General features: G+C 66.1%; 15 protein-coding genes and 1 pseudogene. 4 read left to right on the top strand and 12 right to left on the bottom strand.

Features of this window, described 5'->3' with window-relative positions; translation table 11 throughout:
• Positions 1 to 11 precede the first annotated feature (11 nt).
• Complete coding sequence (locus tag G9272_RS33575) at positions 12 to 2315, bottom strand: tetratricopeptide repeat protein (RefSeq protein ID WP_171399989.1); 2304 nt, start codon at positions 2313 to 2315, stop codon at positions 12 to 14.
• 137 nt (positions 2316 to 2452) lie between these two features.
• Between G9272_RS33575 and G9272_RS33570 the strand changes: the two genes are divergently transcribed.
• Positions 2453 to 2614 (top strand): hypothetical protein, encoded by a 162-nt coding sequence (locus G9272_RS33570; RefSeq protein ID WP_171399988.1) that lies wholly within the window; start codon positions 2453 to 2455, stop codon positions 2612 to 2614.
• A 241-nt stretch (positions 2615 to 2855) separates the two neighbouring features.
• Here G9272_RS33570 and G9272_RS33565 read toward each other — a convergent pair whose 3' ends face one another.
• The 6 genes from G9272_RS33565 to G9272_RS33540 form a co-directional block, all read right to left on the bottom strand.
• Complete coding sequence (locus G9272_RS33565) at positions 2856 to 4325, bottom strand: hypothetical protein (protein WP_171399987.1); 1470 nt, start codon at positions 4323 to 4325, stop codon at positions 2856 to 2858.
• Complete coding sequence (locus G9272_RS33560) at positions 4322 to 4675, bottom strand: hypothetical protein (RefSeq protein WP_171399986.1); 354 nt, start codon at positions 4673 to 4675, stop codon at positions 4322 to 4324. Before G9272_RS33560 ends, G9272_RS33565 begins: the two co-directional genes overlap by 4 nt.
• Before the next feature lie 588 nt (positions 4676 to 5263).
• Positions 5264 to 6187, bottom strand: a complete 924-nt coding sequence (locus G9272_RS33555; RefSeq protein WP_171399985.1) for a patatin-like phospholipase family protein — start codon at positions 6185 to 6187, stop codon at positions 5264 to 5266.
• Positions 6184 to 7119, bottom strand: coding sequence for a hypothetical protein (locus tag G9272_RS33550; protein WP_171399984.1), 936 nt, complete (start codon positions 7117 to 7119; stop codon positions 6184 to 6186). The genes G9272_RS33555 and G9272_RS33550 overlap by 4 nt, the downstream gene beginning before the upstream one ends.
• 38 nt (positions 7120 to 7157) lie before the next feature.
• The gene (locus tag G9272_RS33545) at positions 7158 to 7928 is read right to left on the bottom strand and encodes a dynamin family protein (protein WP_171399983.1); all 771 of its coding nucleotides are present in this window, start codon (positions 7926 to 7928) and stop codon (positions 7158 to 7160) included.
• 32 nt (positions 7929 to 7960) lie between these two features.
• The gene (locus G9272_RS33540; RefSeq protein ID WP_171399982.1) at positions 7961 to 10276 is read right to left on the bottom strand and encodes a dynamin family protein; all 2316 of its coding nucleotides are present in this window, start codon (positions 10274 to 10276) and stop codon (positions 7961 to 7963) included.
• A gap of 912 nt (positions 10277 to 11188) precedes the next feature.
• On the opposite strand from G9272_RS33540, the pseudogene G9272_RS33535 reads away from it, so the two are divergent.
• Positions 11189 to 12015 (top strand): annotated as a pseudogene (locus G9272_RS33535) (SDR family oxidoreductase).
• Between the two features lie 89 nt (positions 12016 to 12104).
• On the opposite strand, the gene G9272_RS33530 reads toward G9272_RS33535, so the two are convergent.
• From G9272_RS33530 to G9272_RS33520, 3 genes are all read right to left on the bottom strand, one after another.
• Entirely contained in the window at positions 12105 to 13193 is a 1089-nt protein-coding gene (locus G9272_RS33530) for a tyrosine-type recombinase/integrase (protein WP_171399981.1), read from the bottom strand.
• 66 nt (positions 13194 to 13259) lie between these two features.
• Positions 13260 to 13466, bottom strand: coding sequence for a helix-turn-helix domain-containing protein (locus G9272_RS33525; protein ID WP_054243456.1), 207 nt, complete (start codon positions 13464 to 13466; stop codon positions 13260 to 13262).
• 234 nt (positions 13467 to 13700) lie between these two features.
• Positions 13701 to 14327: a tyrosine-type recombinase/integrase gene (locus G9272_RS33520; protein WP_171399980.1), complete on the bottom strand. Its 627-nt coding sequence runs from the start codon at positions 14325 to 14327 to the stop codon at positions 13701 to 13703.
• Between the two features lie 811 nt (positions 14328 to 15138).
• On the opposite strand from G9272_RS33520, the gene G9272_RS33515 reads away from it, so the two are divergent.
• Together G9272_RS33515 and G9272_RS33510 are read left to right on the top strand one after the other, a co-directional pair.
• A complete protein-coding gene (locus G9272_RS33515) occupies positions 15139 to 15642 on the top strand; it encodes a DUF4365 domain-containing protein (protein ID WP_171399979.1) in 504 nt (167 codons plus the stop codon).
• 1 nt (position 15643) lies between these two features.
• Positions 15644 to 16825, top strand: coding sequence for a hypothetical protein (locus G9272_RS33510; RefSeq protein ID WP_171399978.1), 1182 nt, complete (start codon positions 15644 to 15646; stop codon positions 16823 to 16825).
• Between the two features lie 52 nt (positions 16826 to 16877).
• Here G9272_RS33510 and G9272_RS33505 read toward each other — a convergent pair whose 3' ends face one another.
• A complete protein-coding gene (locus G9272_RS33505) occupies positions 16878 to 18089 on the bottom strand; it encodes a hypothetical protein (protein ID WP_253268258.1) in 1212 nt (403 codons plus the stop codon).
• Positions 18090 to 18504: 415 nt separating this feature from the next.
• Complete coding sequence (locus G9272_RS33500) at positions 18505 to 19845, bottom strand: class I SAM-dependent RNA methyltransferase (protein WP_171399977.1); 1341 nt, start codon at positions 19843 to 19845, stop codon at positions 18505 to 18507.
• Between the last annotated feature and the right edge of the window lie 106 nt (positions 19846 to 19951).

Genomic DNA, 19951 nt, shown 5'->3' with positions numbered 1-19951 from the left:
TGCGTGAAGACCTACTCGCTTGGAGCGAGAAGGGACGGAAGCAGGGGAAGAGCCTTGTCCAGAGATCCCGCAGCCAGGTAGGCGGCGACGAGACTTCTGAGGCTGTCGAGGGTGTGGGGGTGGGTGTCGCCAAGGACCTGCTCACATTGGGCGTGGGTGGCCTCGAACAGGGAGATGGCCTTGCCCAGGTCCCCCGCGTCCTGGTAGACGCCAGCGAGGTTGTAGCGGCTGGTGAGGGTGTGCGGGTGGGTGTTTCCAAGGACCTGCTCGCGCTGCGCCAGTGTGGCTTCGAACAGAGGGATGGCCTTGCCCAGATCTCCCGCCTCCTGGTAAGCGCCGGCCAGGATGTCGCGGCTGCCCAAGGTGTGGGGGTGGGTGTCGCCGAGGGCCTCCTCCCACTGCAGCAGAGTTGCCTCCAACAGTGATATGGCCCTGGTCAGGTCCCCCGCGTCCCGATAGGCGCAGGCGAGGTTGTTGCGGCTGCCGAGGGTGTCGGGGTCGGTGTCGCCGAGGTCTTGGCGGTGCTGGGCGACAGTGGCCTCTAGCAGCGGAATAGTGCGTGCGTCGTGGCCTCGCAGACTGAGCAGGCAGGCCGCGATGTCGTAGGCCGTGGCGAGAGTGCTGTTGCAGTGCCCTGGCGGGGTCGTGGCTGCCAGGGCGACGAGATGGGGGGTGAGAGCGTCCAAATGGGCGGCGGGGATGCTGTCCTGGCCTGGGAGCGGAATCAGATCGTGGAGCACTGCTTGTTCGGCGCGCAGACGTCCCGGTGGGCAGGGGGGTGGCTGCGTGTCGCCGCTGGTGGTGTGGGAGGTACGCAGGACGGTTTGGACCAAGCGGTGGACGCTTACATGGGTGCCTGTGTCAGTAAGCATGCTGTATGCGGCCAGCGTGCCGACCGCTTCCGCAGTGTCGTGGGGGTCGGCGCCTGGGGGAGTGAGCAGGGTGTGAGGGATCTCGTCGGGGGCGAGCCAAGCGGCGGTATGCAGCACCTCCACGGCCAGCGGGTTGACGTCCTCGAGGGTGCCAAGAGTCACGTCATAGATACGAGCGATGGTGCGTTCGGCGCTATCGCCGTGGGCCTTCTTGTCGAGCTTCGATTCCAAGCGGCGTCTGTAATCCTGGACTTTGATGCCGCGGTTCTGGGCCAGGTAAGCGCCGGCCTGCCTGAGGGCGAGGGGCAAGTTCCCCAGGTCAGCGGTAAGAGCGCGGAGGTCGGCGTCTTGCCGGGGTGTGGGTGTGGTGCCTTCGCACACGAGGCTGCGCAGCAGCAGGGCGGCGTCGCCGGGGCGGAGGACGTCCAAGAGCAGGGTGCGGGTGTTGTCGGCCCAGCCGGTGGTGCGGCGGCTGGTGGCAAGGTGAGAACCCCGGACGAGTGCGCCGATGTACAGATTCAGATGATCAGGATCGTCAACGTTGTCATAAAGCAGCAGCCAGTCCGAATGCCAGGTCAGCCACTGCATGGCCCAATTCACCTGCGCGGTGCGTCCTGCGGCGTCGAGCTGGCCGAGAGCCAGCCGGCTTGTGAGACGGGTGAGAGAGGTCTCGATCTCTTCGGGCGACGCGGCATTGACCCACCAGACCAACGAGTATTTCAGGATGTGCCGACGGGCGTACTCCGAGGCCAACGTGGTCTTGCCGATGCCGCCCAGGCCGGTCACGACGACCGTCGGGGGGCCCACTCCGTCCTGGCGGCCCGTCAGTGTACGAGTGAGCCAGGCGAGTTCCTTCTCACGACCCAGGCATCGACTGGCCTCCCGTAGGTTCGAGGTGCCCGGTGCCGCCTTGACCTTCTCCGCCGCGTACAACACCTCCGCCGTCGACACATCCTCGAAGGGGGTATGACGCGCGCGAGATGCAGAAATCGCCTCCGAGGCTTGGTGCCACATCGGACTGCCAGCGTCGGCTTCCCCTCTCTGGAACGTCGGGAACCGATCGCGTGACGCCTCGTAGGGAGATGCTTCCACTGAAGCGTCCGCAGCTCCGGAGGTCGCCGCACCGAACCGCCGGATCAGCTCGCGGCCGAAGGCTTCCCAGTCGTCCGACGGCTTGCCCGGCACCGGCCTCGTGTCCATCGCTGCCAAGACATAGGCCACAGCGTACGCGCTCCCGTCACTGAGGCACTTACCCCTCAACAGGCGCCGCACCGTACTCTCACTCACCGGCTGGTTCCGGGCGAGAGTCATCTTCGAGATCTCCGTCAGGGAGGGTGTGTTGGCTCGACGCCTCAGCTCCTGCAACCAGGTGAGCCAGTCACGCAACGGTCCGTCCGGAACCGAGTCCGGGATGTCGATCAACTTGCTGGCCGAGCCACCCATACGGGGCCTCCCCGCCGTGATGACCCGGATTCGGATCACCACGGTTCACGACAGTTCTTTTGTGTGTCACAGCCTACCGCCATGATTTATCCGCATATCCCGCCAGGGATGCTCAACTCACGCGAACAGCAAGGGAGGTGAGCAGGGTGAAGCTGGGCAAGGAGTGGTGGCGGACCGTCCGGTACGCCATCGGCGGGGAGCGCCGGACGGGTCGCCTGATCGGCATCCTGGTGACGGTGGGTGTCTTCATGGCGCTACTGATCATCTTGGGTCAAGGATTCTCCGTGACGGTCGGCTGAAGCACGTGTCCGGTGGGCAGGCGCGCCCCTGTGTGCCACCGGCAGCACACAAATCAGGAGAGCCCCGGTCGAGGTGGCTGGGGCTCTCCTCGTCTCGACGGGCTCCTGCGCCGCACCCTCTTCGGGTGAAGTGGCGAAGTGCACCGTGCAGCCATCGCCCCCGAACGGCTTCCGCTGCCACGACCTCCGGCTACCCAGTCGGACGCTCCCGGCCTTCCGGGAGTGAAGTGCCAGTGGTACGTCACTCCTCATGCGTCAATCGCCGGGAGATTAAGGTCGCAGCCACGATCGGGAGTTCATGAAGGTCTTTCCCTGAAAGTCCGTACGTTTTACTAGCGGTCCGGATGAAGTGGACGAGGGTATAGAACGCCAGAGCGGTCGTCTCGTCGTGCACGGTGCGGGTCGTGGCGTCGGGCACTTTCCAGGCCCGCATCGCCTGGCGCGTGTTTCCGGCCAGCGCATACAGGGCACCATCGTGCAGCGGACTGTGGGCCAGGGCGGCGGTGAGCGATGCGTCGGGTTGGCTCAACAGCCCATCTAGCCGGACCACCTCTCGCAAGTGGTTCTCGCCCGGCACGACGACCTGCGCGATGGGCAGGCCCGCCCAGTCGAAATTGGCGCGTCTCGCGCTGAAGTCAGCTGCCTTGTCCGTCGCCGCCGCCAGGCTGCGCGTCAGACTTTGCAGGGCGTTGCGTTCCGATTCGATCCGCCTGCGGAAACGCGCATCGCGGTGTCCCAAGGCTCGTTCGTGCTCATGGATCCGGGCATCACCCAAGGACTGTTCGATGAGACGTGCGGCGCGCTCACGCGCGGGGCGGTGCGTTCTGCCCCGCCTGACCATCAGGGCTTCTTCCAGCGACTGTACGGCCAACATCCCGATTACGGCGCTCACCAGCCCATAGAATTCACCAGCATCCTCCATCCATTGTTCGCGCACGAACGGAATATCGGACGCATGCTTCTTCATCACGTCTGCGTTCACTAGGTTTCCGGCCCGAAGGGCCAGGAAATCAGCCTGCGACTCCTGTTCCGGTGACTGGGAACATTCAGCGTGGTGAGCGAGAGCGTGGTGTGCCATTTCATGGCCGAGGAGAAACCGGATAGTCATCAGCAAGAATAGATCGGCCTCGCTGTGATGCTCGTGGTCATTCTCGCTACGCCGTTCCTGCTGGGTGAGCAGGGCGGTGGCGACACCGTGAGCCCGGCGGTTGACGTGGTGGTAGCGCAGCACCGAGGCCAGACGTGCCGGATCACCGACCAGTGTGCCCTTGCAGAGAGCAACAGCAAGGCGGAGGAGTGGCTTAAGGAACGAGGTCGTATCGAAAATCGGCGCTAGCTCCCAGCTGAGGTGCTGGCAGTAGGAAGTGCACAGGCCGGCCAGCGAGTCCGACACCACCACCAGGCCACTTCCATCGCCATATGGGGCATACTGGGCGGAGACCCACTGACTCCTGGCGGCGATCACGACGAGCCGAGCGAGCCGGTCTCCCCGCCCGAGGGTGGTCAAGGCGGAGGCGAGATCCGCCGCGGCAGCGTCGAGTACCTCAGACAGGGACTCACCGAAGAGCTCAGGGAACGGCAGCCGCCACGTTTGGTCGCTGCTGAGCGCACCGATTTCCGACATGTTTTTACGCAGGTACGAGGAATAGCTCTCCTTGCCCACTTGAAGAAAATTGCGTGCGGCGGCCTGGGCCATCGACTCCCCGGTCATGGGAGCGGCGTGTGACCGGAGCACAAGGCGCCGACTCCGATCCGGGCCACCAGGACGGCCACCAGCGCAGTCTTCGTCGGGTCCCCGCCAAAGTTGCCGAGGATATCGCACAGCGCATATGCATCGATCACCCGGTCCGAAGAGCTGGCGCCCACGACTCCCTTAAGCCGCTCATGCCCGCAAATCCTGCTACGCAGGGCATCTAGCTGCCCGTTGAGCCATTCCTGGCCGAACCGGCGCGGACGGTCGGGATCACTCGGGGCGGCTCCGAGGGTATCGCCAAGCAGCGACGCGCCTAGCAGCGCATACAGTTCGTCCTCGGTCTTGTTCAAGTACTCGTCGACGGACACGGCCTCTCCCCCATCACGCCCAACCCGGTCATCTGAGCGGCGCAACTCCGCCCTGTGAGCCTAGTCAGCACGCTGTCACGGCTCCGCGCCTACAGACTGTTCTCGACGTTGCATGCCGCCCGTTCCTGCGCATACGGCGGGGTACCGCCCCTCTCCGGCGCCGGCCCTCTCGAATTTTACGTGGTAGGGCCAGAACGGTCCCTCAGTCGACAGCACACTAGGACGCTATCGGTGAGATGGCGGTTTGTCAGCGGCGCACTAGGGCTACACACGCTCCAGGCGTACGCCCCCGGGCGGGTGCCAAGTCGCCCCCGTGGCTGCTATGTCGTGTTAAGCCGCTTGAGGAAGCTCTTCCGCGTTTGGCTGGCTCCTTCGTTCGAGGATTTGAAGATCTGGCGGCAGATGTTGCGCTTGAGGCATCGCTGTGGTCGCGACGGCTCTTGCCCTCGCTGACCCGGCGGGCAATGTACGTCTTCGGACGCCGCAGGTGGCTGCGCTGCCCCCACCGATAGCCGAGCCGGTCACCCAACCGCGCCTCACACAACAGTTCGCACAGATGAGACCGCCCCTTGAAGGGAGCCGCACCCTTCACGGATCGTCCAGGTCGCGGACCGCCTCCAGCATGATGTCCTGCGCCGTGCGCCGCTCATGAGTCGATTCCAGCACGGCTCGCGCGTCCGAGAGGGTCCGCTTGGCGTCCTGATAGCCCTGCCGACGCAGTTCTTCCATGCGCCGGGGGGAGAAATCCATGAGCCCGATCGCGGATCCGACCGGGCCTCGTGCGGCCAACGCGTCAAAGGGCCGGATCTCCAGAATGGTGGCGTCAGGATAGCGCGCGGCGTCCCACAGCACCCCGCGCGTGAGCTGGGTGACGAGGATGAGGTCCAACGGTCCCTCTGCAGCCAGTGGACCGGCTGGGGTGTTGGCATAGGGGCCGCCAAGTCCGCCGTCGCGGTAGAAGGTCCCATTGACCCACCGGCCCGGTGCGATGTACGGCAGGGCCGCGCTGGCCAGGATGGCTTCCCTGCGCTCTGCCAAGGGAAGAGCGTTCACCTTGATCCAGTCGGAGCGGCCACGGCCCGTCACTGAACGGGCCACGTCAGCAAGCCAGTTGTCGTCCGGGGCACTAGGGAAAGCGGTGACCCAGAAGGCGAGCCGTAGATCCGTCATGTCGATGTGTCTGTGCACGACTCCCGCAACGAAATCGGGGCGCAGAACCGGGTTGCCAGCCAGCTCGATCACATCCGACGCCGTTCCTGGCCCCGTAATGCCTGCCCCCGCGATGCTTCCGACTTCGGCCCACAGACTGCGCAGGTGCTCAATCGCTGCAGCTGGCGAGCCATGCGCTGCGACGACCGTGCCGTTCAGCGCCCCGATGCTGGTGCCCGCCACTGCGGCGAGGGGAAGATCGATCTCGGCCAAGTACTGGATCACTCCGACCTGGTAGGCACCCTTTGCTCCGCCGCCCGCCAGTACGAGGCCGACTCTCGCGGTGGCGGGGAACGGATTCACCGGCGCCGCCAGAGATCGGCGACTGTGGCGAACTGCTCGCGTACAGCAAGGTCGACAAACCTTCGCGTAGTGGCTCCGCCATCAAGGTGGCCTACCCTTCGACGACTGAGCTCAAGAGCAACCTTGGCCGGCCGGTCCGGCCTACTGTCGTCCGGAAGCGAAGCCAGCTCCATGGTGAGGGCCGCCATCTGGGTCAACGGGCCATGAGCGAGTGCCAGCTGAGGGTTCAGTCCCACATCGAGCAGCTCGGCCAGCAGCCGTCGTTCGTCGGTCCGACTCAGCACCCGCCATGAAGTATCGATAATTCCCTCCAGCTGTACGCCATGCCGAGGCGCCTGCCGTACCTCGTCGATCGCATCGGCCACGGCGTTGGCGATCCGGGTGCGGTACCCCGTGTCGCCCTGCTTGGCATCCCACTGTCCACAGGGGCCGCTCGCGAGCTGCCGCGCCAGAAGAATCACCTGGTACGGCCATGGCACTCCATCGAGGACGCGCTCCGCGTCGGTGACCGCGATCTCCAGGAAGTCATCGGCGGCCATCCTCAGCTCGACGATGCTGAGTCGCTGTCCCACCCGCGACAGGTATTCGTCCCGTGCGTCGCATTCCTGGATGAGCTCGCCGACCATGCCCGCAAGCTCGTCGTGCTCGTCACGCACGGCCAGGGTGACCTCTTTGACCGACTTGAGATGCGTGCTCACACGGGCCAGGGCCAGGTCAGTGACACCACTGCGCAAATTGGCCTCGACGGACAGCTGAACCAGTGCCTGCTGCCCGTTGATCAGGTGGCGAAAGGTCAGTATCTGAGCCTCGTGGTCCTGGCCAGTGACGTTGGCGATCAGCCGACCCATCACGCCCATACCGGAGCGGTCCGCGGTGACCGAGCTGGCGACACCGATCCCATTCACCAGCTCGAGCAACACTCTGTCGCTCACCCCTGGAAGTCGACCCACCAGCTGCAACGCACTGCCTGTCACGACGATCCCTCCGCTAGGCTGAGCGCACCGCTCAGCAGCTCCACACCCGAGCGCGCGCGTGCACGGGGATCGGCAGCCATAGCCAGGCTCGCCGACGTCTCGAAGACCTCAGGGTCGTCGCGGCCGAACAGGGCCCGGGCGGCCTCCGCCGTGCCAGCACGGTCGCGGTCGGTGAGGTCGCGGCGCTGGTCAATCCGATTGACCACGATCCACACCCGGTCGAGCCTGTCGAGAAAGGGTTGCACCCGCTCAGCGAAGACGGCCTCCGCCGTGCTGCCGAGCTGGGTGTAGTCGAGCACCACGACGCAGCCGTGCGCTTGAGTTAGATGCTCGGCGACGACGGCGTCGTGGGGAGCGGCGCCAGGGGTGTCGATGAGCACCAACGGGCAGTCGGTGTCGCTGGGGAGACGGATCTCGGGCAACCAGTCGACGGCTTGCCCGCCAAGCCGGGCAAGCTCATTGAGCTCGAGTAGCTGCCGCCTGACAGCTTCCGCGCCGTGGATCCCCGCTCGTACCTCGATCCCGCCCTGCCGTACGCGGTGACAGAAGCGCGCCAGATCGGGCCATCTGCTCAGGTCCTCCGTTTCGGCGGAGAAGCTGAGTTGCTCGGAGATCCGATCAAGGGTCCGCCGGTCGATGCGGAGCACGGGCTTCGAGTGCCCGCCGAGGACCACACGCGTGGCCACCGTAGTCATCACGTGGCTGCGCCGGGGCAGCACGTCATGGCGCACGAGTGCGACGAGCAGAGAGGATTTCCCCGACTTCATGGGTCCCACGAAGGGAACACGCCTTTCCACGGTCAGGCGGGGGAAAGACGGAGGCGGTAGTCGCGGAACGCTTCGAGCTCTGCCGTCAGCTCTTGCTCGATCTCCCTGAGCGCCTTGCCGTGTTCACGGCGCCGTTCCTTGTCCTGTCGCTGGCCTTCGAGTGAGCGGGTAAGCGTGTCGTGATAGAGCTGGAGGTAGTCCTGCAGCCCGTCGTAGTAGGCGGTCAGTTCCGCGGTGAGCTGCTCGGCCACGTAAACCTGCAGCACGTCCCGTACCTCGGCGATCTGAGCGTCGAAGGCGGCTTGGAGCTGAGTCATCACGCTCTCGCGCGACACGACGTACATGGGCACCTCGACCTTGCGGGTCCTGGTGACCGACACCTCCCGCGTGAAGAGCCAGAGCGTCCACCAGATGCGCTGCTCCTCAATCACCTCGTACTTCTCTTCGTTCTCCACCATGCGCGTCACCGGATCGCCCAGGTCGGTCTTGATATGCCCCGTGATGCCGGGCGGTGGCGGCTTGATGTCGACGTCGAAGGCGGTCGAAAGCGTCCGTGCGGCCCGCTCTATGAGCCCGCGTACCTTCCGCTCCTGCTCCTCGACGATGGCGGCGGAGATCTCCCGAACCTGAGCGTCCAGCTCGGAGCGGCCGAGGTCGAGCAGTTCCCGGAGCTGTTCGCTGACCGCGCCCGCGAGCACGTTCTTGAGCTGATTGGCCTCTTCGAGGGTGGCGAACTCGTATTCGTCGCGCGCGGGCTTGTCAGAGAAGACGTTGTCGATGAAGGTCTTCATATTGTGCACCAGGGGAAGGGCCCAAATCCGCCCCTTTTGCTTCTTTGGCGTCTTGGGTGGCTCGACCTGCAGCATCTGGATGATCTGGTGTCCCTGGCTGCCGAGCTCGGTGGCGAACATGTCGATCTTCGAGTGGAATCTCTCCTGCAGTGCACGGACACTGGGCAGTCGCTCCTTGTGGCTCTGCAACTCCTCCATCTCGGCCCCGAGTGTGGTCAGTTGGGCCTCGATCTCCTCGGCGTCACGTTCGTCAGCGCTCCGCTTGAGTGCGATAACGCCCGCCAGCTCGGTCATGGCCGCTTCATAGCGCTGCAACCCGGCCCCCATCACCTGCGGTGCCGCGTCGTTCCGCAGGCGATTGATCACTGTCTCGACCAGGGGAAGGATCTTGCTCTTTTTGAGGAAACGATTGGCGTCACCGACAAGGTGCTCCGGTTCCATCCCGGCCAGACGCTCGTTCAGCTCGGTCTCATCGTCGAGCGGGTAGAGTTCGCGCAGTACGGCGATCGCAGCCGGGCTGCGTGCCACCTGGAACTCGCGGTCCTGCAAGCACTGTTCGGTGAGAACTCGCGATCCGAGCAGGCCCCAGTTGGCCGCGACCTCGAAGATCTGCTTCTCCTCGATGCCGAGACCGTGCCGCACGATCTCACGGGTGTCGGCCGCGCTCAGATCGTCGACAGACTTACGAGCGTCGACCTTGTTCACCACGGCGTACAAACGCTCTTTCCCAATGATCTCGACATGCCGGGCAAGGCGGCTCTCGATGTCCGCCGCAGCGTCACCACCCATCTGGGTGTAGTCGAGCACCGCGAGGAGCACATGCGCGTTGGCAAGTTGTCGTTCGAGTGCGGGACCCAGTCTGGCCGCGATGGCGTGTTCGTTGGGACCGGGTGTGTCGATGATGACCAACTGGCCGCCCTTGATCTCGCCGGTGGCGAAGGAATGCAGATGGCCGGCGCGCAACTCGGGCAGCTCGGTCACTCTGCCGAGGAAGTCGGACTCCACAGCCAGCGTGGCCAGACGCATCTCGTCGTTGAGCCTGGCCAGGATCCTGTGGACGTTCGTCGTACCGGTGTACCTCGGCTCCAGGTCGCGCAGCGTGCCGCACTCGAGGTCCTGGGCCAGTCCGTTCAGATAGCCGTGCTTGGGCGGGACCGTCCAGCCGCGCCGCATCGCACCGCGGACGCTGTCTTCCATGGTGCTATACAGCCTGCGGGTGGAGGCGGGAATGGTCAGCTCGGGCTGATCCAGACTCAGCCCCTCGACCAAGATGATCTTGGTGGGCAGCGTGGTCATCGGGTTCGCCCGCGCGGGTAGCAGTTGGTAGCCGACGATGGCGTTGATCAGGGTCGACTTCCCTGCCTTCATTGGCGCAACGATCGGCATGAGCAACTGTAGGTCGCGTACGGCTGAGAGGTGCCCCTCAAGTTCGTTCGTCCCGCTCATGGCACCGACGGCGCCTTCCGCCTTCGCGAAGAGATCGAGAATCCGCTGGAAGGCGCTGATGAGGTCCTGGTGGAGCTCTCCCAGCATTTGATCGACGTTGCCCTGATTCATGCGCACCATCCCCCCGATGACACCTGATGACCGCTGGAAATGCTACACCCAGTATCGAGCTGTATCGGGAGAGTAACGGGAAGACGATGTCATACGCGCTGGGGGACGGTGACTCCCTCTCGGACGACGCGCTGGAACGCCAGACCTGGATGGAGGCAGCAGTCGTCGACCGGCATAGCATCCCGCGAACTGTTGCCTGAGGCGCGGTTGGGTGATCGGCTCGGCTCTCCGGTGGGGCCAACGCAGCGACCTGCGGCGTCGAGGCAGTGGATCTTGATGCGGGGCCGGGGCGTGACCAGGCCGTTCCGAGAGGATCATCACGACCTCCGGCTACACCGATCCGGCAAACACCCAGCGACCCGTCCCTCGCAAGGAGCTGCACCCATGGAAAATCGGGGCTGAAGGCTGGAAGTACGGTTCGTGAAGGGCGACCCGCTACTCGAACAGTTGCCGGTGGATCAGGCTCCAGGTAATTCTATCGCCGAGTTGGCTGAGCAGGCCGTTGGATGCCCAGGTGGCCTGAGGCTCGTGTCGTGGATGGGCAAGGCGACGCACGAGGTCGCGCGCTGTCGGACCGCCCCCGCTATCCCGCCCGAGATGATCGTTGAGCTCACCCTTAGGGCCCCTCGACCACCAGCTTCGTTTGCGCCAACAGACCGCCCTCGACTGCCGACTCACTCGCACGCGTATTCTGCTTCATGCTGCTCTTCCGCGGGAGACTCACCAGTTCTAACTGATGCTCCCTGTTGGGGAGTTACATGAGGGCTCACCGCACAGACCCTGCCTCGAACTTGGGTGAGCGCACGACCGTGCTGCGGTCCCCTGTGGGATGCTCACGCCGAACGCGTCCGGCCTCCTGCTGCATTTTCCGTGCTCTCCGTCGCTGCGACAGCATGCCTTAGCGTGTGCGGCATGAGGATGCTGATCATTGGTGGCAGCGGGTTCTTAGGGACGGAACTGCTGCGCCAAGCGCAAGTACGGGGCTGGGGGGCGGATGCTACGTTCCGCTCCCGCCCCAGTGCCGCGCAGGCCGGCGCCTGGCACCAGCTTGACGTCCGTGATCCCGCACAGGTGGAAGCGCTCCTGGTTACGGTGGCACCTCGCGCGGTGATCAACGTGACAAGCGGCGGTGCGGACTGGGCGATCACTGCGGACGGCTCCATCCACATCGCCATGGCCACCGCGAAGCTCGGAATCCGCCTGGTACACGTCTCCTCTGATGCCGTGTTCTCCGGCATCGGCAAAGCCCGTTACGACGAGACCTGCACCCCAGACCCGATCACCCCGTACGGGGCCGCGAAGGCCGCCGCTGAGACCGCTGTGCGACTGCTGTGCCGGACGGCATTGTCGTCCGCACCTCTCTGATCATCGGCGACGGAGGATCCCACCACGAACGGGTGGTGCACGAGCTGGCTGCCAACGAGCGGGAGGGAGCCCTGTTCACGGACGACATTCGCTGCCCCGTCCACGTCGCCGATCTTGCGGCCGGTTTGTGGAAGCTCGCGGCCTCGAACGAGGCAGGCGTCTTCCACCTCGCCGGCACCGACGCCCTCAGCCGCTACTCGCTGGGCGTGCTCATCGCCCGCCGCGACGGCATCGCACCCTCCTTGCTGCCCGCGGGCCGTCGGGCGGACACCCGGCTACCGGGGGCACTGGACGTACGCCTCGACAGCCGCGCCGCGCAATACCGGCTGGGCATCAGGCTCCGCGGCGCCAGGGACTTCCTCCATACGAGGTAACACCCGCCGGCCGACCCCAGCCAGTCCGGGCGTCACCTGCTGTCAAACGCCTTCACCCCCGTCCGGCGCGGACAGGGGTGAAGGAACGTTCATGCTGCGACGGTGAGCGGGGCTTCCATCCGCTCCCATGCTCCGAGGACGGCCTTGTGCGCGTCCGGCTGCAGGTGAGCGTAACGCTGGGTGGTCTGGAAGCTCTCGTGGCCGAGGAGGTGCTGGACCTCGTAGAGCGAGACTCCCTTCTGGACCAGCCACGAGGCGCAGGTGTGCCGCATGGAGTGGGGCGGGTAGTGCGGGACGAGCTGTTGCTCGCCATCGGTGTCGAAGTAGTAGGAGGCTTCGACGGTGGGCCACCAGGTCTGCCGGCGCCAGTTACTGTCGGCGAGGAGGCGCCCGGTACGGCCCTTGGTGATGGTGGTGAAGACCACGGCGTCCCGGTCGAGCCGGTGGATGTGGCGTTCAAGGGCATCCAGGACGTGGGGCGGGAGCGGGACTTCCCGGCGGCTCTTGGAGCTCTTGGGGTACTCTTTGATGCCGCTCTTGCTGTTGACCTCCACCACGAACAGGCGCGCGCGACGCGTGTCGATGCGGTGGCGGTGCAAGCCGGTCAGTTCTCCCCAGCGCAGACCGGTGTAGAAGCCGAGCAGGCACATCGTCCGCCACGGGGCGGGGAGTTCGTCCAGGATGCTCTGCGCCTGGTCGAGCGTGAACCACTGCGGCGGTTTCACCGCGATGGTGGGCAGGTCGATGCTGCGGCAGGGGCTTACCGCGATCACGTCATCGTCGACTGCCGCGCGCATCATGGAGGACGTCAGGTTGTAGGCCCGCTTGATCGCAGCGGCCCCCGCGCCCTTCTCGACCAGGGTCCGGATCCAACTCTGAACGTCCATGCGGGTGATGGACCGCATCTCCCAGTCGGCCCAGTAGGGCATGACGTGGTTCTTGATGTTGGAGGCGTCGCCGCGCAGCGTGTGGGGCTCAACGATGCGAGCGTTCCACCACCGGTCGTGCCACTCGCAGAACGACACTTCACCGGCCCGCGGGTCGCGCATACCTCCGCGCGCGAACTGGGTCTCCATCTCGATGCCCCAGGCCCGCGCCTGGGCTTTGAGGGGAAACGACTCGCTGAACCGGTCTCCTATCCGGTTGCGGACGGTCGCCTGCCACTTTCCAGACTTCAACTTGCGCAGGTACGCGGTACTACTCCTTTGTTCGAGGGTGGAGCGGGACAATCCGACGGCAAGAGATCAGCGACGGGACCTCGGGGCAGCGACCGACCTGCTGGTGATGAACTCCTCGAGCCCGGCAAGGGGAACACGGACACGGGAACGCCCCGCTCCGGTCCGCAGATCGACGACCGGCAACTCACCAGCAGCGATGAAGCGGTAGACCGTACGCCGGTCGACATCCAGGGCGGCGGCGACAGCGGGAATGGACAGCAAGCGGGCAGGCATGGGTAGATCCTTGACGATGGGGGCGGGATGGGTGCCCGGCGAAGCGGCAGCCGGTCCAGGGCGAAGGTCAACCAGCTCCCTCAGGGCAGTGAGACCTCACCTCGAAGTGGAACCTCGCAAACCAGGATTTCGTGACGTGACGGTGTCGCTGGGCGTGAGGACTGACGAGGGGCAGAGGGATGAAATCGGTAGGGTGCCCGCGCTCCGCGGATCGGCCGGAGCGCGGGCGGGATTTCATCGCTTGAGCTCCGGAAGGGCCATGGCCTTGGCCAGGCGATCCCAGTCGATGTCGGCATCCTCCCGACGGAAGCAGTGCGGGTAGCGAAGTGCCAGCCAATCCGGCGTCACACCGGCCAGCTCGGCAACCGCGAAGGACGAGATGCCCATCCTCAGCCACTCCACGAGGCACGACTCCCGCAGGATGGAGATGGGCTCCCCCAGACGCCACGAGAACCGCTCGTCCCGGGGCAGGACAGCCTCTTGGGCCTGCTCCCACACTTGCTGGTAGACGGAAGCCGAGAGCGGCCCACCGCGCCTGCCGGGAAACAGCAGATCGCCCTCCCTCAGACCAGCCTCATCGATCCAGTGACGCAGAAACTCAACGAAACGGGGCTGGAGGGGAATCTCCCTAGCTACTCCTCGGTGACGAGCCGTCAACTGACCCCCGTCGCCCTCCGGGAGCATCACGTCGCGAACTCGCAGGGCGCGAGCCTCCCCCGGACGCAGTGCCTGCTCGGCCACGGTGAGCATGAAGGCGTACACCGAGCGATCGGCACCCGCGTGCCCACGTATCCACTCGAGCAGCGATCGAACTTGCTCCACGGAAAGCAGCCATTCTTCGTCCATTACGTCGACGGACACAGCGATTAACTCCTCAGGGAAAGGGACAGAATGCGCCACTCGGGGATCCGCGTGACAGATTCAATGGTCGGCACGATCCCCGGTTTCGGTAACCGGGGATCCCGTGCTATAACGCCACGGGATCTCAACGATGCTGACGTCGGATCCACGTCAGGGATGGCGGCGGCAAGTCATCACGATCTTCAGGAAGCGCTCTAGATTGACTTGCACAGGGCCCTCTATTCCAGTCCGTTCCGGTCCCAACTTGTCTGCCGTCGGCGAACCGCCCCGATGCCGCCGCCTCGCAAGGGAGCATCGACAGCGCCCGTTTCGTGGCCCGAAGCAGCCGAACAGAGCAGGCGCCTTCTAAGCACCTGACCTGTTCACGTCCGCCCAACCCCATGCACGACAGCAGTCCGAAACAATTGCGCTGTGGCCTCAGGGGGGAATGAGCGCGCAAGTCGACCGGCTTCGGTTCGAAAGAGTAGTCCGCAGAGACAGCACCCATTACGAAACGCCCGGTGCCGTCCAGCGTGCTCCTAACGGAATTCGGACGGCGGGACCATCAAGGGCTTTAACTCCTCCCTTGACCGGCCTCGGCCATTTACTGGTCCTGCGCGTGCTCTTCCCCCTCGACGGCATCGAATTCGCCGACGAGATCTTGTATTTGGCTTTCGGTGCGACGCACGCTCCACGGCTACCGGCGGCGACATCACCCACCACCGCAGCTGACGCCACACCTCAGCGCCACCGCCCTCGGAACCGTAGACGCCCTATTCCCCCTACCCTCCAGCTCCCCTTATCCTCACGTCCACGCCAGGGAGGGGGACCAGTGGCTACGGAAGCGACGAGCTGGCAGAAGGAGCAGGTGAGTCGGGCCTACGTCCACGTACTCGCTACACAGGGCGGCTACACCATCTGCGATTGGAACGTCGACAAGGACGGCGTCGACATGACCCTCCGTACGCGCGGATTGATGGTCGACGTCCAGTTAAAGTGCACGCAGAGCCCGCGCGTTGTCCGAGGCGGCTACAGCTTCGACCTCGACATCGAGACGTACGACAAGCTCCGTGACCCCGACCGCTCTGCACCCGGCCACCTCGCCTTACTGATCGTGCCGCCGGACGTCGGCCGATGGGTGACCCACCACCCTGAATCGATCGTCCTGGCCTGTCACGGCTACTGGGCGTCCCTGCACGGCGCGGGTGAGGCACGCAGCAAGGGCACCACCGCGATCAGCCTCCCCGAGCACCAGCCTCTGACCTCGAAATCGATAGGGGCCATGTTCGACACGGCGCGTCAGCTGCTCAGCCCCGCTGGCCGAGAGGTGAACTGACATGGTGCACCCAGAGCCGGACTTCGGTCCCGAGGAAATCCGCAGCTACCTCAAAGTCACCGGATGGACCCCGGTCTCCGGTGGCGCCGTCGCCGAACTGTGGCGCCTGCCCGGGCCCTCCGACGAAGTCGTCCTGGTCCCCATGAAGCCGGGTGCCCCGGACTTCACCAAGCGCGCCCATATCCTGATCGGAGACCTGGCCCGCGTCGAGTCACGCGACGTCCGCACGGTCCAGGACGCGGTCGCGACCGTGTTCAACGACGTCACCGACCTCCACGCCTCCCATCCCACCCTGAGCGACGGATCCATCCCCCTGGAGTCCGGCTACGAGCTCTTCATCTCCGCGAAGCGCCTGCGTGTGGCCTCCGCCGCCGCGACGATCCGCCGACAAGGCCACTTCCGCAACTTCCCTATACGAGCGAGAGAACAGGCCCGGGACGTCCGCCTCGGACAGACCCGGCGTGGCTCGTACATCGTGCCCATCATCAGCCAGGCCCGCGCTCCTGAGGACGTCTACTCCCCCGGCCAGGACCGGATCGACGTAGGCGTGGAGGAGACCCTTTTCGACCGACGCGTCACCGCCACCATGTCCCGCGCCCTGGGCGTTCTCGAGGAAATGGCCGGTGCCGACCGGGAACCCACCCCCAGCGAGATCACCGACTCAGTAGGTGAGGGCGTCTCGTACGAACTCTGCCAGGCTCTCAGCAAGGTGGTGAGCGCGGACGCGGTCGGAACCCTCGCCGTCATCTTCAACTGGTCCCGCGTGGCCGCCCCGCCCCCGGGAACACCACCACTCGTCGAGTTCAACCAGGCGGCGATCGACGTCGTAGATCGCGTATCCGCCCAACTCAAGACACGGATCTACACGAGCCGGCACCTGATCTACGGCATCGTGACCGACCTCAGCCGCCACCCCGACGACGAAACGGGCCGCGTAGGCGTCCAGACCCTGATCAACCGCCGAGTCAGAACCGTGTGGATGGACCTGCGCGACGCCGACTACCACGCGGCGGTCCACTGCCACGACACCGGCGTCCCCGTCCGCGTCCAAGGCTCCCTCACCAGCCCGCCGGGCGGTCAGGCCACCATGGAAGTGGACGACTTCGGCCCCGACCCCTCGCTGATGGGCACCTCCTTAGACACGGCGACGGATGCCGAAACGCCACAGCGACGGGACGTGTGACCGCACCGATCCGATCGAGGGCGGGAACCAGCAGGACGCTGGCTCTCGCATGTCACCGGCCGCCCCGTCGTTCGGGTGCATGAGGACTCCAGCCCTTCAGAAACGGCTGGAGCTCATCTGGTGTCGGAGCACGCGGAGTCGGCATGCCCGGAGGATGTCGCACGGGGTCGATGCACCGCACATACTCGCGTGCCCACTCCAGCCAACCTCGGGCCGATTCCAGGGCCTGCTCGTCCAAGTCTTCGTCCAGCTCGGCAAGACGACGTTCCAACGCATCGCAGTACTCACCGATCAGGACAGCCTCCCGCCAGCGCCCGGCTTCCTCACGCAGTACCTCGGCGAATTGCTGCCGGACGGCGTATTCCTTCGCTTCCTCCATGGCTGCACGCCGGCGCACCTCACGCTCTTCTCTCGCATGCGCCTCGCTCTCCCTGCGCCGGGCATCCTCCACCGCTCGCGCCTCGATCTCCCCGAGAACCAGGCCCAGAGACTGTTCAAGGGTCCGACTCTTACGGTCCCGCCAGCGGCCGGATCTGCCGGTCAGCCCGTGGGCGACCTCCACGACCAGACGCGCGGACCGCTCCGGATCCGTGGACTCTGGAAACTCCTGCCTGATGGTGACCGGATACGCGAAGCCGTCGACAACGACGTCCACCCCGCCCTCACGCGGAAAGTAGGACGACCCGACCTTCCGTACCTGGTGCCCTCGCCGCGCCGCCTCGGCGGCCAGCCCCTGCAGCATCAGAAGCGACCTGCGGCGCAGCGCGGGCGGCATCACCAACTGCCTCGCGTTGTCCTTGAGCGCAGCTACAACCGGGTGAAGGGACGCCAACCGCATGGGGACCCAGACCGCCGACGCGCCCGCCTTCGGTCGCTGACTCCGGGCATTGGGATGCGGGCCCTCCGCGAGGAAGAACTCCAGCCCGAGCAGACCGTACGGCACCTTCTCGATGCGCTTGCCCACCGGCTCCATGCCGTGCCGTTTCGCGTAGTTGACGACGCGCCGCCATTCCGTGATCTCCTCATCATCGGCATGGGCGAACCGGACGTGCCCTTCGGCGAGGAGCCGTTCGACCAACTCGCGAGCTTTCGCACGCCGCGCACGGGCGACGGGCCGCTCGCTGTACGGCACCGGAGACTCGGCCAGCACCGACGGCTCACCGCGGTCAGCAGGCTCCGCTTCGTCGGGATAGCGGCCATGACGGAGATAGAAACGGCCGACCTCCGTGACCTCCACAAGGGCAGCACCGCCGCCCTTGTCCACCGTCAAAAGCCCACGGTCACGCAGGGCACGCGCCGAGCGCCACTCCCCCGGCGCCCAGGCTCCTGGTTCCTCACCAGCCGCGAGCCGCTCAAGCAGCGCACACTGCCGTTCGTTCGGAGCAGGCCGTCGTTCCACAGCCTCCAGCCCACACCGCACGGGCGCGCCCTGTATAGACCCGGAAGAGCGGCTCCTTGCCGCCCGAGTCCCGCTGGGACTTACGGCTGCATCATCGAGAGCGTCACCAGTCCTCGACGGTCACCGATTCTGGTCAGCGTGAAAGTACTTGAGCTGCCAAAAAGTCGTCTGACACCCCATCAGAACGAGCGTCAAATGAGCGTCACGAGCGTCATTTCAGCGTCAAGATATCGCCCGTAACGCCCACACCGCACATAATGCGCACGCGCAAAACCGCAGGTCAGGAGCCCTTTGCGACCGGTTCAAGGATCGCCACGCACTCCACATGATGCGTCATCGGAAACAGATCGAACGCCCGCAGCATCCGCACCTTGTAGCCGCCGTCCCGGAAGTACGCCAGGTCGCGTGCCAGGGCCGCCGGGTCGCAGGCCACGTACGCGATCTTCCGCGCCCCCAGCGAGGCCAGGTGCTCGACCGTCTTCTTGCCCGCGCCCGCGCGCGGCGGGTCGAGGACGATCAGGTCGACCTCGGTGATCCCGGTGCGCGGCAGCACCGCCTCGACCTTGCCCTGCTCGATCCGCACCCGCTCGAACCCGGCGAGGTTGTGCCGGGCGTCCTCGACGGCGCGTTTGCCGGACTCGATGCCGAGGACCGCGCCCTTGTCGCCGAGGCGGTCGGCGAGGGCACCCGCGAAGAGGCCGACGCCGCAGTACAGGTCGAGCGCCATGTCGCCCTTGCGCGGCAGCAGGCCCTGCATGACCGCCTTGACGAGGGTGTCGGCGGCCTGCGGATGGACCTGCCAGAAGCCGCCGCTGCCGACGCGGTACGTCCGGCCGTCGGCACGCTCACGCACGAACGCCCGGCCGTGGACGCGGTGGATGCCGCCGTCGTGCTCCTCGACGCGCATGACGGAGACGGGCCTGTCCAGCTCGACGAGGGGGAGGCGGGCGCCGGGGCGGGGCTCGAGGATCACCATGCGGTCCTGGGAGCCCGTCGCGGCGATCGCGTCGACGGATGCCATCCCGGACCAGTCGCGGTCCTCGATGCCCAGCTCACTGACGCCCGGCGCCGCGATCATGCAGTGCTCGATCGGCTCGACCTCGTGCGAGCGGTGGCGCCGCAGCCCGGCGTTGCCGTCGGCGTCGACCGCGTACTGGACGCGGGTGCGCCATGCGGGCACCTCGCCGGCCGGCAGCTTGTCGCCCTCGGCCGGCATCACGGTGCCGTCCCAGCCGGCCTCCTCGGGCGTGAGGCCCGCGAGCCGCAGCAGCTGCTCGGCGATCACCTCGCCCTTGAGGCGGCGCTGGGCGCCCGGCTTGGCGTGCTGCCAGTCGCAGCCGCCGCAGCGGCCGGGGCCGGCGTACGGGCAGGGCGCCTCGACGCGGTCCTTGGACGCCTCCAGCACCTGTACCGCGTCCGCGCGCAGGTACCGGGCCCCTTCTTCACCCTCGGTCACCCGGGCCAGGACCCGCTCGCCGGGCAGCGTGTGCCGGACGAACAGCACCTGGCCGGCGTCTGTCCGGGCGATGCAGTGGCCGCCGTGGGCGACGGGGCCGATCTCGACCTCGTACTCCTGCCCCACGAGCGACACCGCCTGCGACTTCTTCGGTTCTGCCTGCATGGCGGGGTGACTCCACAACGTCGAACGAGGAACGGCCGGACAACAGCCCACCAGTCTACGTGGCTGTCGTCCGGCCGTTCACCATGCGCCGGGGCGAGGGTCTTGG

The organism is Streptomyces asoensis (assembly GCF_013085465.1).
GTDB classification, from domain to species: domain Bacteria; phylum Actinomycetota; class Actinomycetes; order Streptomycetales; family Streptomycetaceae; genus Streptomyces; species Streptomyces cacaoi_A.
This window is presented reverse-complemented; position numbering and strand designations above follow the sequence as displayed.

Bases quoted from the DNA above. Each gene is read 5' to 3' on its own strand.
- G9272_RS33575 (WP_171399989.1), bottom strand. From the start codon at position 2,315: ATGGGTGGCTCGGCCAGCAAGTTGATCGACATCCCGGACTCGGTTCCG.
- G9272_RS33540 (WP_171399982.1), bottom strand. From the start codon at position 10,276: ATGAATCAGGGCAACGTCGATCAAATGCTGGGAGAGCTCCACCAGGAC.
- G9272_RS33525 (WP_054243456.1), bottom strand. From the start codon at position 13,466: ATGCCTGCCCGCTTGCTGTCCATTCCCGCTGTCGCCGCCGCCCTGGAT.
- G9272_RS33545 (WP_171399983.1), bottom strand. From the start codon at position 7,928: ATGAAGTCGGGGAAATCCTCTCTGCTCGTCGCACTCGTGCGCCATGAC.
- G9272_RS33565 (WP_171399987.1), bottom strand. From the start codon at position 4,325: ATGACCGGGGAGTCGATGGCCCAGGCCGCCGCACGCAATTTTCTTCAA.
- G9272_RS33510 (WP_171399978.1), top strand. From the start codon at position 15,644: ATGGTGCACCCAGAGCCGGACTTCGGTCCCGAGGAAATCCGCAGCTAC.
- G9272_RS33500 (WP_171399977.1), bottom strand. From the start codon at position 19,845: ATGCAGGCAGAACCGAAGAAGTCGCAGGCGGTGTCGCTCGTGGGGCAG.